Origin of the sequence: Paenibacillus sp. FSL H7-0703 (assembly GCF_038003485.1) — a bacterium.
GTDB lineage: Bacteria > Bacillota > Bacilli > Paenibacillales > Paenibacillaceae > Paenibacillus > Paenibacillus polymyxa_B.
The window spans coordinates 168,402-185,893 of record NZ_JBBOPF010000002.1; the positions used below are offsets into that span (position 1 = coordinate 168,402).

At 44.1% G+C, this 17,492-nt stretch carries 15 protein-coding genes; 3 read left to right on the forward strand and 12 right to left on the reverse strand.

Annotated elements, in window-relative coordinates; genetic code table 11:
* Positions 1-12: 12 nt before the first annotated feature.
* The 6 genes from MHB46_RS25150 to MHB46_RS25175 all read right to left on the reverse strand — a co-directional run bounded on the left by MHB46_RS25150 (position 13) and on the right by MHB46_RS25175 (position 9,393).
* Entirely contained in the window at positions 13-2,100 is a 2,088-nt protein-coding gene (locus MHB46_RS25150) for a beta-galactosidase (protein WP_341163859.1), read from the reverse strand.
* A gap of 28 nt (positions 2,101-2,128) precedes the next feature.
* On the reverse strand, positions 2,129-3,007 hold the full coding sequence (locus tag MHB46_RS25155; RefSeq protein WP_341163860.1) for a carbohydrate ABC transporter permease: 879 nt from the start codon (positions 3,005-3,007) through the stop codon (positions 2,129-2,131).
* A gap of 27 nt (positions 3,008-3,034) precedes the next feature.
* On the reverse strand, positions 3,035-3,925 hold the full coding sequence (locus tag MHB46_RS25160; RefSeq protein WP_103048599.1) for an ABC transporter permease: 891 nt from the start codon (positions 3,923-3,925) through the stop codon (positions 3,035-3,037).
* 243 nt (positions 3,926-4,168) lie between these two features.
* A complete protein-coding gene (locus MHB46_RS25165) occupies positions 4,169-5,851 on the reverse strand; it encodes a sugar ABC transporter (RefSeq protein ID WP_341163861.1) in 1,683 nt (560 codons plus the stop codon).
* A 121-nt stretch (positions 5,852-5,972) separates the two neighbouring features.
* Positions 5,973-7,598, reverse strand: a complete 1,626-nt coding sequence (locus MHB46_RS25170; protein WP_341163862.1) for a response regulator transcription factor — start codon at positions 7,596-7,598, stop codon at positions 5,973-5,975.
* Positions 7,573-9,393, reverse strand: a complete 1,821-nt coding sequence (locus MHB46_RS25175) for a sensor histidine kinase (protein WP_341163863.1) — start codon at positions 9,391-9,393, stop codon at positions 7,573-7,575. The genes MHB46_RS25170 and MHB46_RS25175 overlap by 26 nt, the downstream gene beginning before the upstream one ends.
* A 114-nt stretch (positions 9,394-9,507) precedes the next feature.
* On the opposite strand from MHB46_RS25175, the gene MHB46_RS25180 reads away from it, so the two are divergent.
* Positions 9,508-9,660: a hypothetical protein gene (locus tag MHB46_RS25180; protein ID WP_023989363.1), complete on the forward strand. Its 153-nt coding sequence runs from the start codon at positions 9,508-9,510 to the stop codon at positions 9,658-9,660.
* 5 nt (positions 9,661-9,665) lie between these two features.
* Here the strand turns inward: MHB46_RS25180 and MHB46_RS25185 are convergent, their stop codons facing one another.
* Positions 9,666-10,103, reverse strand: a complete 438-nt coding sequence (locus MHB46_RS25185) for a NucA/NucB deoxyribonuclease domain-containing protein (RefSeq protein WP_165177450.1) — start codon at positions 10,101-10,103, stop codon at positions 9,666-9,668.
* 140 nt (positions 10,104-10,243) lie between these two features.
* Here MHB46_RS25185 and MHB46_RS25190 point away from each other — a divergent pair, with 140 nt between their 5' ends.
* Together MHB46_RS25190 and MHB46_RS25195 are read left to right on the forward strand one after the other, a co-directional pair.
* Positions 10,244-10,438, forward strand: coding sequence for a hypothetical protein (locus MHB46_RS25190; protein ID WP_013310963.1), 195 nt, complete (start codon positions 10,244-10,246; stop codon positions 10,436-10,438).
* Positions 10,439-10,824: 386 nt separating this feature from the next.
* A complete protein-coding gene (locus MHB46_RS25195) occupies positions 10,825-11,127 on the forward strand; it encodes a hypothetical protein (RefSeq protein WP_013310964.1) in 303 nt (100 codons plus the stop codon).
* A gap of 69 nt (positions 11,128-11,196) precedes the next feature.
* Here the strand turns inward: MHB46_RS25195 and MHB46_RS25200 are convergent, their stop codons facing one another.
* From MHB46_RS25200 to MHB46_RS25220, 5 genes are all read right to left on the reverse strand, one after another.
* Positions 11,197-13,083: an Ig-like domain-containing protein gene (locus tag MHB46_RS25200; RefSeq protein ID WP_341163864.1), complete on the reverse strand. Its 1,887-nt coding sequence runs from the start codon at positions 13,081-13,083 to the stop codon at positions 11,197-11,199.
* Positions 13,084-13,203: 120 nt separating this feature from the next.
* Positions 13,204-13,626, reverse strand: a complete 423-nt coding sequence (locus tag MHB46_RS25205; protein WP_061828460.1) for a hypothetical protein — start codon at positions 13,624-13,626, stop codon at positions 13,204-13,206.
* A gap of 16 nt (positions 13,627-13,642) precedes the next feature.
* On the reverse strand, positions 13,643-14,311 hold the full coding sequence (locus MHB46_RS25210; protein ID WP_013310967.1) for a uracil-DNA glycosylase: 669 nt from the start codon (positions 14,309-14,311) through the stop codon (positions 13,643-13,645).
* A gap of 259 nt (positions 14,312-14,570) precedes the next feature.
* Positions 14,571-15,233 (reverse strand): S-layer homology domain-containing protein, encoded by a 663-nt coding sequence (locus MHB46_RS25215; RefSeq protein ID WP_165177454.1) that lies wholly within the window; start codon positions 15,231-15,233, stop codon positions 14,571-14,573.
* 120 nt (positions 15,234-15,353) lie between these two features.
* Positions 15,354-17,414, reverse strand: a complete 2,061-nt coding sequence (locus MHB46_RS25220; protein WP_341163865.1) for a glycosyl hydrolase 115 family protein — start codon at positions 17,412-17,414, stop codon at positions 15,354-15,356.
* Positions 17,415-17,492: the final 78 nt, after the last annotated feature.

A 17,492-nucleotide genomic window follows, 5' to 3' on the forward strand; every position in this document is an offset into this window, starting at 1 on the left:
TAATATCATGTTCTATTTATTGCGCTCTGTCTTTAAAACCTTAACAGTGTAGGCATCCAATTGAACGCTACCATCTTCTATCGCATGATTTTCAAGCATATCCGTATAAGTTCGTCCATCCAACGTAATCTTTTGCGACTCATGCGTGAAATTTAGTATAAAAATATAATCATGAACCCCATCGGTACGAATCGCCGTATTCACTCCATGAGGCAACTTCACATTGAGTGCTTTACTGATTCCTGCATCATCAATTAAACTTCTGTAAAAATGACTGTGGAACAGTCCGGTGTTGCGTGACGCGATGTAATAAGCCTTTCCTTCTCCCAAACGGTTCACCGTCAAAGCCGGGCGTCCTGCATAAAAGTCTGACCCGTACACAGCCAGTACCTCTGCACCCTCCGTATGAATGAGATCACACAATTCTACAGCTTCATACTCCCCTTGCAGATCCAGCTCATTGCCTTCAACCGGCAAAATGTGATTACGATCATGATCATGCAATCCGTCAATCTCTTCCGACCAGATCCCCAGCGTCTTACGAAGCGGGCCCGGAAAGCCTCCAAGGAAGCACAAATCATGTTCATCTACGATACCAGACCAATAGGTTGCTACGAAAACGCCGCCATTTTCAACAAATTTCTGTATACGCTCCCCCACACCACTGCGGACCATATACAACATCGGAGCTACCAAAAGTTTGTATTTGGAGAAATCTGCATCCATATGAATGACATCTACAGGCACACCCTGCTCCCAAAGTGCCAAATAATGCGCTTCAGCTGTCTCCTCATATTTCACACCTTTGTTCCGCGGTCCCTGTGAATCGTTGATTCCCCAACGGTTCTCCCAGTCAAAAATGACTGCGGCCTCCGCCGGTACAGTTGTACCGATAACCTCCTCCAGTTTTTCCAGCGCATTACCGACATGGGTCACATCCCCGAATACCCGAGTGTGCTCATGTCCGACATGATCGACGACCGCACCGTGCAGCTTTTCACTCGAACCCCGACTTTTCCGCCACTGAAAATATTGAACGGTGTCTGACCCGTGTGCTACAGCCTGTAAAGACGATAGCAGATGCATTCCCGGCCGCTTCAGCTTGCTGACGTCTTGCCAGTTTGTCAAACTCGGCGTACTCTCCATGAGCATCCAAGGCTTGCCTCCCTTGATTGAACGAATAATATCGTGCATCATAGCCACTTTCGCAGCTTGACGGCTATCATCTCCCTCACGGTCATGCCACGTCGGGTAACTATCCCAGGATATAACATCGAGCAGATCAGCAAACTTCCAGTAATTCAATCCTTCAAAAAACTCCATTAAATTGGTTGTGACCGGAATGGCTGGATTTGCAGCCTTGAGCGGCACAATCTCATGTTTGATAAAATCTGCGGTCTGATCGGTCACAAACCGTCTCCAGTCCAAATTCATAGCATGAACCTGTGTCTCACCATGAGGTGCCGGAGACTCAATTTGGCTCCAATCTGTAACTGTATGACTCCAAAAGGTCGTCCACCATGCGTGATTAAGCTTGTCCAGCGTACCATATTTATCCTGGACCCAAGCGCGAAATGCCTCCTGACAATAATCACAGTGGCAATCTCCACCAAATTCATTGGAAATATGCCAGCCAATAACAGCCGGATGGTTAGCATAACGCTCGGCTAGCTTCGTATTCATGATACGTACTTTTTCCCGGTAAACAGGCGACGTAGCACAGTGATTATGGCGAAACCCGTGCAGATTACGGACACGGTTAGCCTCCACACGCAGCACCTCAGGATATTTTTGTGACATCCAGGCTGGTCTTGCTCCACTAGGAGTGGCCAAAAATGCATAGATTCCGTTCTCAGCAAACGAATCCAGAATACGATCCAGCCACTCAAACGTAAATACGCCTTCCTCAGGCTCCAATGAAACCCATGAGAAAATACCGACAGACATCACGTTACATTTGGCTAGTTTCATTAGACGGATATCCTCCGCTAACACCTCAGGGTAATGCTGCCATTGCTCCGGGTTATAGTCCGCTCCATGCAGCATACGTGGAACTCGCTCACTAATGGGAGGGTACTTGATTATGTTTTGCTTCGTCACTACAAATCATCTCCTTCAATTAATTCTGTTACTCTTTGACGGAACCTAGCGTCATACCTTTAACAAAATACTTTTGTAAAAATGGATATACAATGAGAATAGGCGCTGCACCAATGAAAATTTGCGCAGCATTAACCGTCGTTTGAGAAAGTGATTCCATCTCTTTGGGACTCATGCTCATAGAACTCATGTCCTTCTGAATAATTACAGTTTGCAGGAACGTCGCCAGCGGATAGTCCTTTGCATTGCTCAAATAGAGCAGACCGTCAAACCAGGAGTTCCAATGAAATACCATACTAAACAGCGCAATCGTGGCAATGGAAGGCAGGGATATCGGTAAAAAGATACTAAACAATGTCCGAAAATGTCCTGCTCCGTCGATCAATGCGGCCTCTTCCATCTCTTTGGGAATTCCTCTAAAAAAGTTCAACATAAGGATGACCAGAAATGTATTGACCGCTCCTGGCAAAACAAGTACCCAGAAGCTGTCCATAAGATGGATCTTTTGAATAACCATATAGAATGGAACCAGACCACCGTTAAAAATCATGCTGAATACGAACAACCATGAATATACGTTTCTGCTACGGAACACAGATGTTTCCTTTGAAAGTGGATAAGCAGCTAAAAAGGTAATAAGCAGTGTCAAGCCGGTTCCCAATACAGTCCGACAGACAGAAATCCAGATGGAGTGCAGAAAAATCGGGTTATTCATCGTCTTCTTATAGGCTTCTAATGAAAATTGCACCGGCCACAGTCCAACCAGATTGGCATCTGCTGCTGATTTAGCACTAAATGATACCGCCAACACATGAATCAGCGGAACGATACACATGATGGACAAAATCACAAGCAAGCAAATGTTAAACACATTGAAGATGCGATATGGCGTTGTTTTATGATACATGACTCTCCCTCTTTCAGCCTCGTGGAATCAAAATATGCGGTAACCTGCCCATTTGTAAGCAAGTCGATAAGATATCAGAATGAGAATCATGCTGATAACGGATTTGAACAAGCCGATAGCAGTAGCAAAGCCCATTTCTCCATTGATTAACGCTGTCCGGTAGACGAATGTATCAATAATATCGCCTTTTTGGTAAACCAGTGGATTATAAAGGTTGAAAATCTGGTCAAAACCGGCATTCAGTACATTGCCAAGTGCAAGCGTTCCAACAACGACTACCATCGGAATTAACGAAGGTACAGTGATGTGTAGCGTCTGTCTCCAGCGGCTCGCTCCATCCATTTCAGAAGCCTCATACAACGAAGGATTAATTCCCGCCAGTGCGGCAAGAAATACGATGGTGTTGTAGCCGAACTCCTTCCATATATCCGATACAATGACAGTAAACCGAAACCAGTTATTATCTCCCAGAAAAAAGATAGGCTGAATCCCGAAACTACCGAGAATACGGTTCATAAATCCATCTGAAGCCAACAGGTCAATCAGAATTCCGCCCAAGATGACCCACGACAGAAAGTGTGGCAGATAAACCAGTGTCTGAATGGATCGCTGTAGTCCGACCTTACGAATTTCATTCAGCAGTATAGCAAAAACAAACGGAACCACCAGATTGAAAAACATCTTTAACACAGCAATAATCAGCGTATTCCAGACGACTTGTAGACTGTCCTCCCGTTGAAACAAAAAGCGGAAGTTATCCAGTCCAACCCACTCGGAACCAGTTATGCCTAGCCAAGGCTTGTAATTTTGAAAGGCCATCACGATGCCGCCCATCGGAATGTAGCTGAATACAATTAAGAAAATGATGGCTGGCAGCAGCATGATATGAAATGGCCACGTACGTTGCAGACTTCTCATTGCAGTTCCTCCTGTAACTCTCATGGTATACTTCAATTATAAAAGCGTTTTCGCTGTCCCAACAGTTCAAAAAACCAACATACATGGCACAAAAGCAATCATTTTTCAAGCTCGCCAAACGAATAAAACTTTTTTTCAAACACACAATGATAGCGCATTCATTTCCACTCGATACGGGTGAAGCTGTAGTAAAAAGGCTGCCCACCTCGGGACAGCCCTCCTAACTATTACAACATCATGATTTTACTTTTCGACACTTTTATACCATTCGTTTACTTCATTTGTAATTTGTTCGCCACCAGCTGTTTTCCACGTCTGTACAAAGGTATCAAAAGCAGAGATCGGCTGCTTGCCATAAATAATTTCATTGAAGGTCTGACTTTCAATCTTATCCAGATAGTCCTTTTTAGCCTTCATGGTTGGCGTAGTAGGGCCTGTGAACTGATCTTTCATGGAGATATCCTTCTGTTCCATAAGCACTTTGGCAGCTGCGGGAGTATCTTTCCCGTAGTTCACCATTACATCTTTCTCCAGACGGGTCTTCGGTTCTGCGCCGTTAGCTAAACTTAACAAAGCCTTCATTTGGGCATCAGGTATACGCGCACCATCACGAACCAGCAAATAACGAAAAGAGTTTACATAACCGCCTGGTATTTTATCGATAGACATTAGCTTTCCGCCCGCATCCAAATCATAATCGTAGCCCTTAAACAGCCCATTCGACAAATCGCCGTCTTGTTTGGCATTAGCATAATGGTCAAACAAATAATTTTGATAAGTGAAAAAAGCTTCAGGATGCTGCATTTGTTTGTTGATTAATACAACACCATTGGTATATTGCGTTCCGTGACGCATGGCTTTATTGTCAGGACCTGCTGGAATCTTGATCGGCTTCCACACGGCACCCGGCGCATTTTTGACTGTATCCTGAAGCGGCCAGCCGCTCATCCAATATGGTCCAGGAATCATACCGGCTGTTCCTGCGACTGTAGGTTCTGACGTTTTATTTTCATCCCACAATGCTGCTTCCTGAGGAATATATCCCTTTTTGAGCCACTCGCTCAGCTTTTGCAAACCCGGCTTCATGCCAGGCTGCACGGAGCCATATTCCAAACTGCCATTTGTGCCTTTGTTCCACTGCTGAGGTAGAGTGCCATATGCCCCGAAAATCCAGGATGGGTCACCCATCCAAGTGTTCATGGATGTTTTAAAACCGATGCTGAGCGGAATCACTTTGTTCGGAGCCAGTCCGTCCGGATTTTTATTTTTAAAGGCATCCATCACTTTTTCCAGATCATCCATCGTCTCTGGAGCCTTCATACCCAGCTTATCCAACCAATCTTGTCGTACCCACAATACATAATCATGGTTATAGGCGAAATCAAGCACAGGAATACCCATTTTTTTGTCATCTCGGCTATACTGATTCCATACGTTTGTATCCTGATTCATCGCCTGCTTCCAGGAATCCGAAGCGTACTTGTCAAACAACGGACCCACCTCTGCAAACATACCAGAATCGATCATGTCTTGTGCCAGTTGCTCATTCTCCGTCCCCAGTACAACGACGTCCGGCATCTCCTGACCGGAGGACATAGCCAAACGCAGCTTTGTAGCAAATGCGCCATTCGTATCCGTGACGGACCAGAGTGATTTGATATTAATACCGAATTTCTCTTTAGCCCATTTGGTCGCAATGTTATTTTCGATAGATTCACCATTTTTAAATTTTAAGGCGGGATCTACACCCCATACCGTGGAAATTGTGACTTCTGGATTGTATTTTTCTTTGTATACGTTTTCAGTTTTAGCTGTGCTGTCCCCATTTCCATCATTCCCCGTACCTGAGCAGCCCACAAGGCCCACTCCTAATACCATAGTTGCGGCGAGCAACGACAACAGCTTTTTCTTCGAATGAACTCGCATATTGTTCCCCCTCTAAAAATCATTTTCTACTCTTTTATTATAAGAGGGCTTTTCTTCACAGCCTATGTCACAAAATAAATATTTCTGCACCTTTCCCAACTGATCTTTGCTGGTTTCGTCCTTACTGGTCCCGAAATTCATGCGGAGTCATTCCGTAATGCTTTTTGAACATCTTACTGAAATATTGGGGATTCTGGTAGCCTAGTTCCGTCGTAATTTCGTATATTTTTTTGTTGGAATATTTGAGCAAATAAAGAGCCCGCTCCATTCTCATTCGGATAATATAGTCACCCAGACCTTCTCCGGTTTCAGCTTTATAAATTTTAGACAGATAGACTGGATGAAGATAGACCTGATCAGCAATCGTCTTAACAGACAGCTCCTGGCCTCTATCCTGGGAGATGAGCTCCTGAACCTGCTTGACCACATAGCTTTTAGCGCTTTGCTCGCTTGCGGACCATTCAGATTTAAGTTTGTTCATCATGGAAAATATCCACTCTTTGAGGTGGGGGAACGAATGAACCATTTTCTGCGCATGTAACGGATCGAAGCCTACTTGATCCATCTGTGTAATGAAACGTCCTTGTTTGTGCGCTGTATACATAAAGGCGCTCGTCACCGAAATAAACAGCTCATATAAATGCTCGCGTGTATATCCCACCTCTTCCATTTTTCCAAATACACGGCTCACTTTCGCTTCGGCCTCGTCCCATTGCCTGGATTCAAGCAGATGAGTAAGCGTTGGGTGCATATAAAGCCCCTCCAGTGACTTAACTGAGCTGTGTGGCTGTTCTGTCTGCTCTTCTATGAATAGCAGTGTATCCGTCTCCTCCTGATGGTTCCAGTATAAGGATCTAATCGCTTTCTGATATAGCTTAGATAGCTCCTCTGGAAACTTAAACCATCCGGTCAATGCAACGTAAATTTCCCCTTTCAAGTAATTGCTCACATTTTTTCGAAAGGTCTCAATCGCCGCACTCAAAAAACGATTCTGCTCATCCGCGCTCCGTTCAGGGAATGAATTCCAATTCCCTTCTATTAATACAATTAAGCAGTCATGCGGCGCTTTGCAATGCCAAACGTGAAAATCAGGTGCGAACACTTCTTCGGCAATATTTCCAATCGCATACTCAATTAAGGAGACTGAATGATAGTCCATATCAGAAAAATGCTTTCCTAGCTGAATAAGCAGCATACTGGCAGGATGTCCCGTGCGTAGCTTGATTTCGTACTCGGACATTTTGCTCTCTATTTTGGGTACTGGTAAATCACGCCCGAGTAGTAAATCATGCATCAAATGGGTCCGCAGTACACCAAAATCGTTTCTGCGGCTATATTGTAATTGATGAACCTTGTCAAATGCTTCCCATTCTTCCTTTAGCGAATCCATGGCGGCTGACACACATTTGATAAACTCTTCATCATCCACCGGCTTTAAAATGTAATCAAAAGCCTTAAGCTGAAGCGCTTTTTTAGCATATTCAAAATCGGCATAGCCTGTCAGTAACAAACTTCGGATATGCGGCCATCGCTCGTTTACTTCAACAATCAACTCCAGTCCCGTCATACCAGGCATACGAATATCCGTAACCAGAATATCAATATCGTACGCTTCCAGCACATCCACTGCTGCTAATGCGGAAGCCGCTTGATGAACCCTCTCGATGCCTAGCGTCTCCCACGGAATGGTAGCTGCCAGACTTTCTGTTACATAACTCTCATCATCTACTAGTAATATCTGAACCATCTGTTCCCTCCGTTTTAACTATATTCGAATTTGGCGAAGGCTCAATTAAACCATTCGCATGCTCTCCTTCTGTTGAGATCGACCATTTTAAAACTGCACGCAATCCTCCCAATGGAGACAAAGAGAATTCCAGTCCTGCATCTTCCCCAAAATGTAATCGCATGCGTTGATGCACATTCCATAGACCATATCCATGTTCCTCTTCCACTGGCTTGTCAAGCGTTGATGTCAGGGCAGTTATAGCCTCTCTACTCAAACCGAGTCCGTTATCATCCACAATCAGGTACATATACGAGCCAACACGCTCGGTTAAAATATGAATTACACCATCCTCCGCTTGAGGCTCTATCCCATGCAGCACCGCATTTTCCACCAGTGGCTGCACTACAAGCGGCGGAATCAGCAGACTGCTAGCCTGTGAAGAAACATGAATTAAGAACGTTAGCCTTGGCATACGCATCTGCTGTATGTTCAAATAATATTGAACAAATTCGACTTCCTCTGACAATGGAACCAAATCCCGCTCCTGTCTGGTTGTATATCGATAATACCTGGATAAATTATGAGCCATGGCCACGACCGCCTCATGATTGCGCAGCTTCGCCATACTTGTAATAAACGAAAAACAATTATAAAAAAAATGCGGATTGATTTGTGACTGTAGCTGCTTTAGTCGCGCTTCCTTGACATGCAGCTGCTCAACATACACCTTCTCAAATAGCTCCTGAATCTGTTCGACCATCAGATTAAATTGACTAGACAGGAAAGCAAACTCGTGACTCCCTCTTAGACTTAATCGAACAGCATAGTCTCCATCCTTTAGTCTCCGAAATGCCCGCACAAGCTGAAGAATCGGCACTTGTACCTGTGAATGAAGCAAGTAAGCGCCAATCAAGCCTACCAGCAGCGAGCCAACAACAGTTATATAAAACAGTCGATTCGATGAGTAAATCGGAGACATCATATCGGACAAAGGCATATAATCAATCAAATACCACCCCGTCGTTTGCGAAAGAACGGCATGAACCAGGTAGCTTTCTTCTCCAATTTTCACAGTCAGATTATCAACTTCATGGAGCCCCATTTTTTCTAATTTTGAAATCAGCTGTCCAGACAGCTCTTCATTGGCAGTACGATTATAGATCGCTCCTACGCCTTTTTTATAATAAAAAGGCTCCTTTCGACCATCACCTTTGAAGCGGTCAAGCATATCCTGAATATTACTGCTGTCAAATTCAACTTTAATAATCGTGTTAGCGGTTTCTGGATTACCAAGCGAAGAAAACGGGGATAATGTATACAATGAAAATATAAATTGGTCTTTCCCGTATGATCTTTTTTTGGATACCTGCCAGCCGTCTTTTATCAGCTGATTTAGTTTTTTCTGGTCATATAAACCTGCTCCATTCTCCGATACAACCCGTCCAAGCGAAGGAGAATAGATACTCAGCCCGGTTCTCCAATTAGAAGAGCTTTCCTGAAGCCCAAGCTTGGTTTGAATCCGTTTGACAAGGTTAATTCCATCCAGATTGAGAACCTTGTCCTTCAAAAAAATCGCTTGAAAACTGGCTACATCGGGATCATGAATCAGCAGATGCGGCCAGGAGGAAATCATTTCAATATTCGTATTCACCTGGTCTTGAAAAAAAGTCAGCTGATTATAATTAGATTGATTCAGCTCCTCACGTAATACGCCTGTTGTTGTCTGATTAGAATAGACATACAGGATCAGCACAGGTATAAGCAATACGATAACGATGGAAACGATTTTAGTATAAAAATTAAATTTAAACATGAGTTCTACACATCCTCTGCACAAAAAACAGGCATACTTAAATGGTATGCCAGAGCCCTGACCTTCGTTGCCGTCAGTACATACTATACATTATCAATGGTTGGCGGTGATAATATGTTTGATGCTAAGCAAATGGAATGGTTTAACCAACTATCCGCTGAAGACTTGGCCATTTTAGGTGCCGGCTTCAATACACTAGGTGATTTTTTTGATTTTCTGGCGTTGATTAAGGCCAGACAGGAAACAGCCCAAGGTAATAAAAAGTAATAGCACTATTTCACAACAAATTTCACACGAGTTCCATCCTCATACTCATCCAATTGGTGACTGACCCATGATCCTGCCCCACGATTATCCTTAGGGGCTATGTATTTGATATTTGCACCTTTGCCACCTTCTGAGCACATAGCCATCGGCCATTCGTCACGATCGTATCCTTTACGAGTGGGAACACCTGCAAGTGAATGCTTGCGATTTTGCTCGGCTCCTTCACGGTCAATTGTGCATACCGGTGATTTTCCCGCCTGAATGGCTTCCTTAATATGCTGCGCCGTTTCAGGGTAACGACCTGACGGGAATTGCAGCGTAACCTGAGCCGATGAAGGCGGGTTCTCTCCTGTCGTTTTCGTAAGAAGATTGCCTCCTTCAAACCAGTACGCGCCCGCAGCTAGCAGTACTAAAGCTATAAAACTTAGCAATTTTTTCTTCAATTTCCCTCTTCCCTTCAAGCTATTCCAGTAGATGCCTTCAACTAAGGTAATCCCCGGATTTTATTTTTTGTAACCCCTTACTGACTATAAAAAAAGGTTGAATATTCGACGACAAATAGTATAGAGAGGAGGTTGTACGAATGAACGATGAGATCAAACTGGCCGTGAGCCAAATGCAAGCCGTTGTTATCCGGTTACTGAATGGAAGTACCGTAATTGGCTGGCCTAAGCTCCTATCTGACCAAGAAACTCAGCAATTCAAGCTCTATGATGACGAACACGTATATACGATTTCCGTTAATGATGTGGATACAGTCGCAAGAGTTATTGTATAAGATACAGGAAGCGACTTAATGAGACATCCAGTGGACAAGCCCGAACAAAGCACACCACAGGAGAAGACTGATCAGAATCCCCCAAAATAAACCTTTAAAAAGCTTCATACCATACTGACAACCTTTCGACTGGGCTTTTTCCCCATTATAACATGTCAGAAAGACAGCTGTCGCAGCTTGCTCTTATATCATCTTCGTATCATATATATTAAATTTTAAAATCATGACACAAAGGAAATAATGAAATAATTCCGAAAATTATGCCTGATCACCAGTGAAAATGCAATCATGACATAATAAAAGTCACATTTTAATCAAAATTTAATGAAAATTTTCCGAAAATGATGTATAATTATTGACATAACAAAACGCACGAGGTGATCATCATGGCATTATTAAACAGAGTTCATGAATTAAAATTGCAACTGCCTAACGAGCATCATAGCATTTCCCAATACGTGGAGCATGCATTGCATTCGATTGACAGTTTTGTGGAGCAACATCGTCAATTTATAGCCGCTCAGGCTCTATATGGTGAAAAAATTAATGGTACGGAAGAAAGACTGTTCCGAGACACAATTTCTGAGATTAAAGCCCAACTGGTAGCTACTTTGGAAAAGACAGTTGAAGACTTCGCACACAAAGGCGATAAGCACTGGAAAAATCATTATCAGGACGGCGTAGAATAAGCTGAAAATAACCCCCGGTCTTTGGACCGGGGGTTATTTTGTATAAGTGGATGAGGCAATATGCGTAGACTATTTTAACACTCTGGCCGATGTCGCTACAGTCTTACCACCATAGACTACTTTGATACTGGAACTTCCGGTATCAATCGCCTTCACCTGACCGCCAGTAACCTGTACGATCGACGGTTTGGAAGATGTCCATACCGCTGAGCTTGTCACATTGGTAGTTGCACCTGAATCATAAACTGCATTCACACTAAGCACTTGAGAGGAGCCTTTAGGCAATTTCAGGTTTTTATTGCTCAATACCAGTTTGAGCAGCTTAGGTGTGACCTTGATCTCAACGTTAAACGACTTATCCTGATATGTGCCCGTAATCGTTGCGTTTCCAATTCCAACGGCTTTAATGGAAGAGCCTTTTACGATCGCTACGGAAGCATTCGATGTTGTCCATTTCACTTTACTGCTCAGCGTAGCTTTTTTACCATCCGTATATATGCCGATGACTTTGATGGACTTACTTCCTTTCAAATTCATATCAGCACTCGAAAAGCTTGGTGTCAATGTAGAGATGGCTCCTTCCACAATGACAGGTACTTTCACATATTTGTTCATATACATAGCCTTGATTCCAGAGTTACCGCCATTCACCGCTTTTACTTTACCATTTGCTACTGTAACTGCGGCTGTTGTACCTACCCAGCTTACCTGATTGGTAACATCCAGGATTCCACCACCAGCCATGTGTGCTTTTACTGTCGGAATACTTGCTTCTTGGCCTGCAACCAATACATATTTTTTCTCAGAAGCGGTCAGCTTGAGCACTTTGTATTGCACAGTCACTGGAATATCCAGTTTGAGCGCACCTACCGTTGCTGTCAATGTTGCACTGCCTGGGTTCACTGCAACTAGCTTACCATTTGCTATTTTAACTGCACTTTCACTGCTTAAGCTCCATTTTACATCGGATTGAACTGCTTTTTTTGCCCCATTGACCAAATAAGCAGATATACTCGGAAGAGAAGTTTTGCCTCCTGTTTCGAGAGTCAGACTGGCTTTGCTCGAAACCAGTTTTTCAACCGTTGGAAGTACATTAATCTTCAGAGTCTTGCTCAAACCGTGATAGGACGCTGTAATCGTCGAATTGCCTGCATCCATTGGTGTGATTTTACCTTGCTCGACTGTGGCAACCAGCGGATTGGAGGAAGTCCATTCTGCCGTGTTGGTTACATCTGTTTTGCCGCCAGTCAGGTTGACATCGGTTGCACTAACCTGAATTGGGGAGCTACCCAGAAAGACCGATTTGGCCCCAGTTGCACTCAATACTAACGCCTGAGAAGAAGAACGCACATACACAATCGTTTGTGCTTTAAGTTCATCTTTGCTCGCTTTAATGTAAGTCACGCCTTTGGCAAGTGGACGAACAAGACCATCTTCAACGGTAGCAACAGCCGCATTCGAAGAAGTCCATTCGACACCGGATACATTTTCCGTCCCACCTCCAGTAAGTACACCTTGAGCAGTCAATTGCTTTGATTCTCCGCCAATCGTCAAATTAATGGGACTAGACGGATTTAATTGCAGCTTGCTGTAAGGCGATTTTACTGTAATCGTTGTACTTACCGTTTGCTGCTCATATGTGGCAACAACCTTAATCTGCCCTTTTGACACAGGAGTAATGAGCCCCTTATCAACCTTTAAAATGCTTGAATCCCCAGAGATCCATTCTGCCTTTTGGGTAACATCTTCTTTGCCCTTTTCAGTCAATGACCACACTTTTAATTGAGCGGGGCTTCCACCCAGATTCAATGTAGTCGGATTTTGACTGTCCCACTGTACCGTGGAGGTCGTGCTCTCCTCAGCCCGGATCAAACCCGCTGGCCATGCTGCAAATACAAACATCAGCAAAGCAAGTAAGAAGGTACTCCGTTTGCTCATACGTTTCATACGCTCCATTCGTTTCTCTCCCTTAGTTTCATCTCTATAAAATAGGATATAATTAACAATCCCATTACTTTTATCGGTTAGCAGCTTACTAAATTGAACCCTTCATCAAAAAAAGGTGAATAATTACAGTTAAAGTTCTCCACGCAGTGACCTTACCACAAACAAATGCTCTTCTTTAGATAAGGTTTGTCCATCTTCAAGGATTACATTGTGTGCCGAGTGACTAACCAGCTTTACATTATAAGCAATCAGCTGATCTTCTCTCCAAATCGTCACCGCCGACTGAAAATGAATGGCATTATCAAACTGTAACGGAACACTCATTACATAACCGATAGCGTTGAGCTTCGCCGGATGGCGGCTTCTACGCTCACGCCCCGGAGGTAGCATGGTAATATACGTAATATTTTCAAAAGGAATAGCCAGCATTTTCGGGCCTAAAATAACGCACTTTCGTATATCATCCCATTTTTCAAGCGTGCCGCGCACCTTCTGGGTATGATCGTTGTTGCCGTGATATAAAATGACCTGACGTCCCTTCCATTGACGCATGTCCTCACCTCCAGTGCTAGCGGTTAGGAATCTCCCACCGAATCGGCTCCATTCCATGCTCCTGCAAAAATGCATTGGTACGCGAAAAAGGCTTGCTGCCAAAAAAGCCTCTGTGAGCCGCCAATGGACTCGGATGAACGGATTTCAGCACCAAATGCTTGCTGGTATTCACGAAGCTTGCTTTTTTCTGAGCATGGCTCCCCCACAAAATAAACACTGCTGGCTGCTCGCGCTCATTAATCGCTTCAATGACAGCATCCGTGAAACGTTCCCAACCTATTCCCTGGTGAGATTGCGGTTGTCCTTCACGTACGGTTAACACGTTGTTTAGCAGCAGCACGCCTTGCTCAGCCCAAGGAACGAGGTATCCCTGATTCGGAATGGGAGTACCGATATCATCGCGAAGCTCCTTATATATATTTAGTAGAGATGGCGGTGTTCGCACACCAGGTCTAACAGAAAAGCTCAAACCGTGAGCTTGTCCCTCTCCATGATATGGATCCTGTCCCAATATAACCGCTTTGGTCAGATGAAATGGCGTTAATTTAAGTGCGGAAAACAAGTCTTCTTTTGGAGGATATACCTTATGTAACTTGTACTCTCGGGCTAACGTATACCTTAATTCATTAAAGTATGGCTTTTCGACCTCTTCTCGTAGTACATCATCCCAGTCATTCCCAAACATACCCCTGTCTCCTCTCAATATGTAGATCTGTGAAAACGGTAAGCTTTTTGATCCAAAAAAATAAGCTGAACTCCTCATCCGGAGCCAGCTTATTTATTCGTTACCTGTGTTATATGCCGAAGGACCAGGAAAATATCCTTACGGTAATCAGCTACCGCAGGTCTAAATTCGATTTCCTTATTATAACATTAACGATAATGATGTCAAGTAACTGAAAGCTTAATTCCCTCAGAAGAAAAGCTCTTTATTGCTGTATTTATTACGATTTTGTATGAGCATTCAGGTATTCCAATGCATTATATAACATAACAGCAGCTTCGGCACGTGTAATCTCTTTTTTTGGATGAAACTTTTCATTTGCATCCAAGGTATTGACCTTGTAGACTAGCGAGCGTTGAATGCTACCTTGGTAAGAAGGCTCCAGTTCGCTGTCATCCGCAATATTCGCAGGTGCGATTTTAATCATCGGAAGAGCGCCTGCTTTTTCCATGCCCTGAATCAGCATGTGGGTGAACTGTTCCTTAGTCAGAGCTTTGGCAGGATCAATATCCTTTGGAATAACCACACCATTATAATGAGCGTTGATAAAGGCTTCAGCGTACCATGCGGTATCCCTAACATGGGTGAACAGTCCACTGGCCTGTGGCGCTTTATTAAAATCAATCGCGGCCAAACTGAGCTGGAGTCCGCCGGAGATCAACTGAATGCCTTGGGCAGCGGTCACTTTAGATGACGGAAGAAACTGCGTGTCAGAGACACCTTTGAGTAGACCCTGATCTTTAAGGGATATGATTTTTTCTTTGCCGCTTACGTTGTTCAAATCCTTGAATTGACTGTCTGCCGCAGACATTTGACCTCCAATGGAGAAGGACAAAATGGCTACAGTTGTAATGGCTGCGAATGCACTTTTTCTCATACTCATGTTAAGTTCCACCTTGTAGTTGAATTAGGCCGCTTGGCCATTAACAACTTCATTGACGTAGTATAAGCTGGAAAGGTTGCAGGCAGACGCTGTTGCTTCTTATGCTACATGCCTTCCTTTTTAATATAATACCTTCTCCAGACTGCGTGCCAACTCATCATCGGGAAGGGGCTTGCGATGCGTATTCTCTAGGTAGATATATTTCTCTGTTTCTGGCATTAAATATTGTTTGGACCACAGGAACATATCCGGACTGTCTCCCTGAAGACGAAGAAATCTCCGCAAAGTGTCCGCATGAGAAATAGTGTTATCTAGATTGGTTAACCAATCTGCCCGGTAGAAATGCTCCCATCTTCCAGTTCCTGCGAGCGATAAAGCTTCTTTACCCATTCGATAGCTCCAAACGGTATGAGAAGCTTGTATAAATGCTCGTGGATAATCTTTTTCAAGGAACAGCCCATAAGCGCTACATAAGCTTGCCAGTCCACGTGAGCCACTTAGATGCAGTTCAATCTGCACAAGCAGTTGATTATACAGCCTTCGACATTCATCTTTTGACAACTGCTTCATGATTCGTAGACACCGCTCTCGCAGTTCAACCCAGTCCGGGATTACCGACTCGGCTTTTTCCTTGAACCAGCGTACCTGTTCAGGAAAAGCCCTTTCTCCAGTGGCCCAGTACAGTCGTTCATCACTGCCTTCTTTGCCTTGTAGCCAATACCCCATAATCTGCCGAGCCGGATGGTGATAAAACTCCTCCCCTGCCCGATCATCCTTATGCGGGCCATAAACGATCGTATAACGGGAATAATCCCGGTATAAATCGGAAATCTCTTGATGCTGACTACTGTACAGCCGTCCGATAAAATCAGTAAGCTGCTCTTCAGCATCCACTTCACCCTTCGTCCATAAATTTGCTACTAAATCCAGCGTATATACATGTGGCAAAATATTACCTGAATTGACCAGCAGGTACTCGTCCGCCCCTGTAGTAAACGCTGCTGTTAATTCCTCTACAATCAAGCTGGCTGAGGAGGGAAATTGGGTAAGATGGTTTGACGCTTGCAAGTCGTGGAAAGTCACATGGTAATATACTCCATTCTTGCCCCCATCCTGCGCCTCAGGCAATGCTGGTACACGATAATTAAGATTCCCATGGCGCCGAGATACCATTTTACCGTAACCATTGTCCGCCCATATTTTGATCACCCCTTCGGGTACTTCAATATGCCCCTGCTTGTATAACTCGGCAATCTCACCATACATCGCCATGCAGCACACGGGATGCTCCACAAATTCACAGATCATATGGTACTGCTTGCGAACCACATATGAGATTAATTGTCCACGTTTGTCCGGCGTATTAAAGGAAGGATCATCTTCCCAAAAAGGCTTGTCACCCTGCCCGCGAAAAGATAATACCCATACAATCTTCTCTTCCTTTTGCCGTTCAATCGCTTCCTGCCACAGCTGTTCAAACAGCTCGGGATGCTCTCTGTAGCTAGCTTGTTTACCCGGAAAGGCGCGCAAAAACATCTCCGCCCCCAACGGTTCAGCATGATGATGTGTGATCCATAAGCCCATGTCTGCTGCAAGCTTATGATGGATACCTGTGCGTGGTAAATCGGTTCCGGGAATCACCATATTTCCACCACAGCGCAGTAACGCTTCAAAAACGGGCTGCCACACCTGCTCCGTCGGTGGATAATCATCCTTCCAGCCAATCAAGCATACCTCATCATTGACAAACCATCCCCGATATCGGACCTTGGACGGTATACTGTCAACATTCTGACTCGGCAAAACTATGGTATCCCGCTTAGGCGGTAGAATCTCCGCCCAGAACCAGAACGGCTCCACACCCAGAGCGAAACGGCTGTAATGAAGCAGTCCATAAATAATTCCTAATTCATCACGGCCAATAATATGGAGTACCGTTCCCTTGCTACCAGCAACAAAACGCAGACAATAGCCCTCTGGCCAATGCGGACAGCTATCTCCTTCCTGCGCATAACGGATAATGATCGAGGGCTCTACTTCTGTTAGCAATGGCTCGCAGCCAAACACTTGCTTATGATCTCGCACAATCATGTTCCAGGCGTGGGCAATTGGCACACTTTCATCAGTTTGAAGATTGTATCCGCTTTCAGATGAAATAGTCAGAGGTTCACAGGCTTTCATTTATTGTCATCTCCTATTTTTTTCAACTATGAGGATTCTTCTTGTCTTTATTTTATAGGTAGTCAACATACATATAAA

Excerpts from the sequence above, each read along its gene's own strand:
- MHB46_RS25210 (WP_013310967.1), bottom strand. The coding sequence starts at position 14,311 with ATGTTTGGGAATGACTGGGATGATGTACTACGAGAAGAGGTCGAAAAG.
- MHB46_RS25215 (WP_165177454.1), bottom strand. The coding sequence starts at position 15,233 with ATGAGTATGAGAAAAAGTGCATTCGCAGCCATTACAACTGTAGCCATT.
- MHB46_RS25195 (WP_013310964.1), top strand. The coding sequence starts at position 10,825 with ATGGCATTATTAAACAGAGTTCATGAATTAAAATTGCAACTGCCTAAC.
- MHB46_RS25180 (WP_023989363.1), top strand. The coding sequence starts at position 9,508 with ATGTTTGATGCTAAGCAAATGGAATGGTTTAACCAACTATCCGCTGAA.
- MHB46_RS25200 (WP_341163864.1), bottom strand. The coding sequence starts at position 13,083 with ATGGAGCGTATGAAACGTATGAGCAAACGGAGTACCTTCTTACTTGCT.
- MHB46_RS25160 (WP_103048599.1), bottom strand. The coding sequence starts at position 3,925 with ATGAGAAGTCTGCAACGTACGTGGCCATTTCATATCATGCTGCTGCCA.
- MHB46_RS25205 (WP_061828460.1), bottom strand. The coding sequence starts at position 13,626 with ATGCGTCAATGGAAGGGACGTCAGGTCATTTTATATCACGGCAACAAC.
- MHB46_RS25155 (WP_341163860.1), bottom strand. The coding sequence starts at position 3,007 with ATGTATCATAAAACAACGCCATATCGCATCTTCAATGTGTTTAACATT.
- MHB46_RS25190 (WP_013310963.1), top strand. The coding sequence starts at position 10,244 with ATGAACGATGAGATCAAACTGGCCGTGAGCCAAATGCAAGCCGTTGTT.
- MHB46_RS25220 (WP_341163865.1), bottom strand. The coding sequence starts at position 17,414 with ATGAAAGCCTGTGAACCTCTGACTATTTCATCTGAAAGCGGATACAAT.
- MHB46_RS25170 (WP_341163862.1), bottom strand. The coding sequence starts at position 7,598 with ATGGTTCAGATATTACTAGTAGATGATGAGAGTTATGTAACAGAAAGT.
- MHB46_RS25165 (WP_341163861.1), bottom strand. The coding sequence starts at position 5,851 with ATGCGAGTTCATTCGAAGAAAAAGCTGTTGTCGTTGCTCGCCGCAACT.
- MHB46_RS25175 (WP_341163863.1), bottom strand. The coding sequence starts at position 9,393 with ATGTTTAAATTTAATTTTTATACTAAAATCGTTTCCATCGTTATCGTA.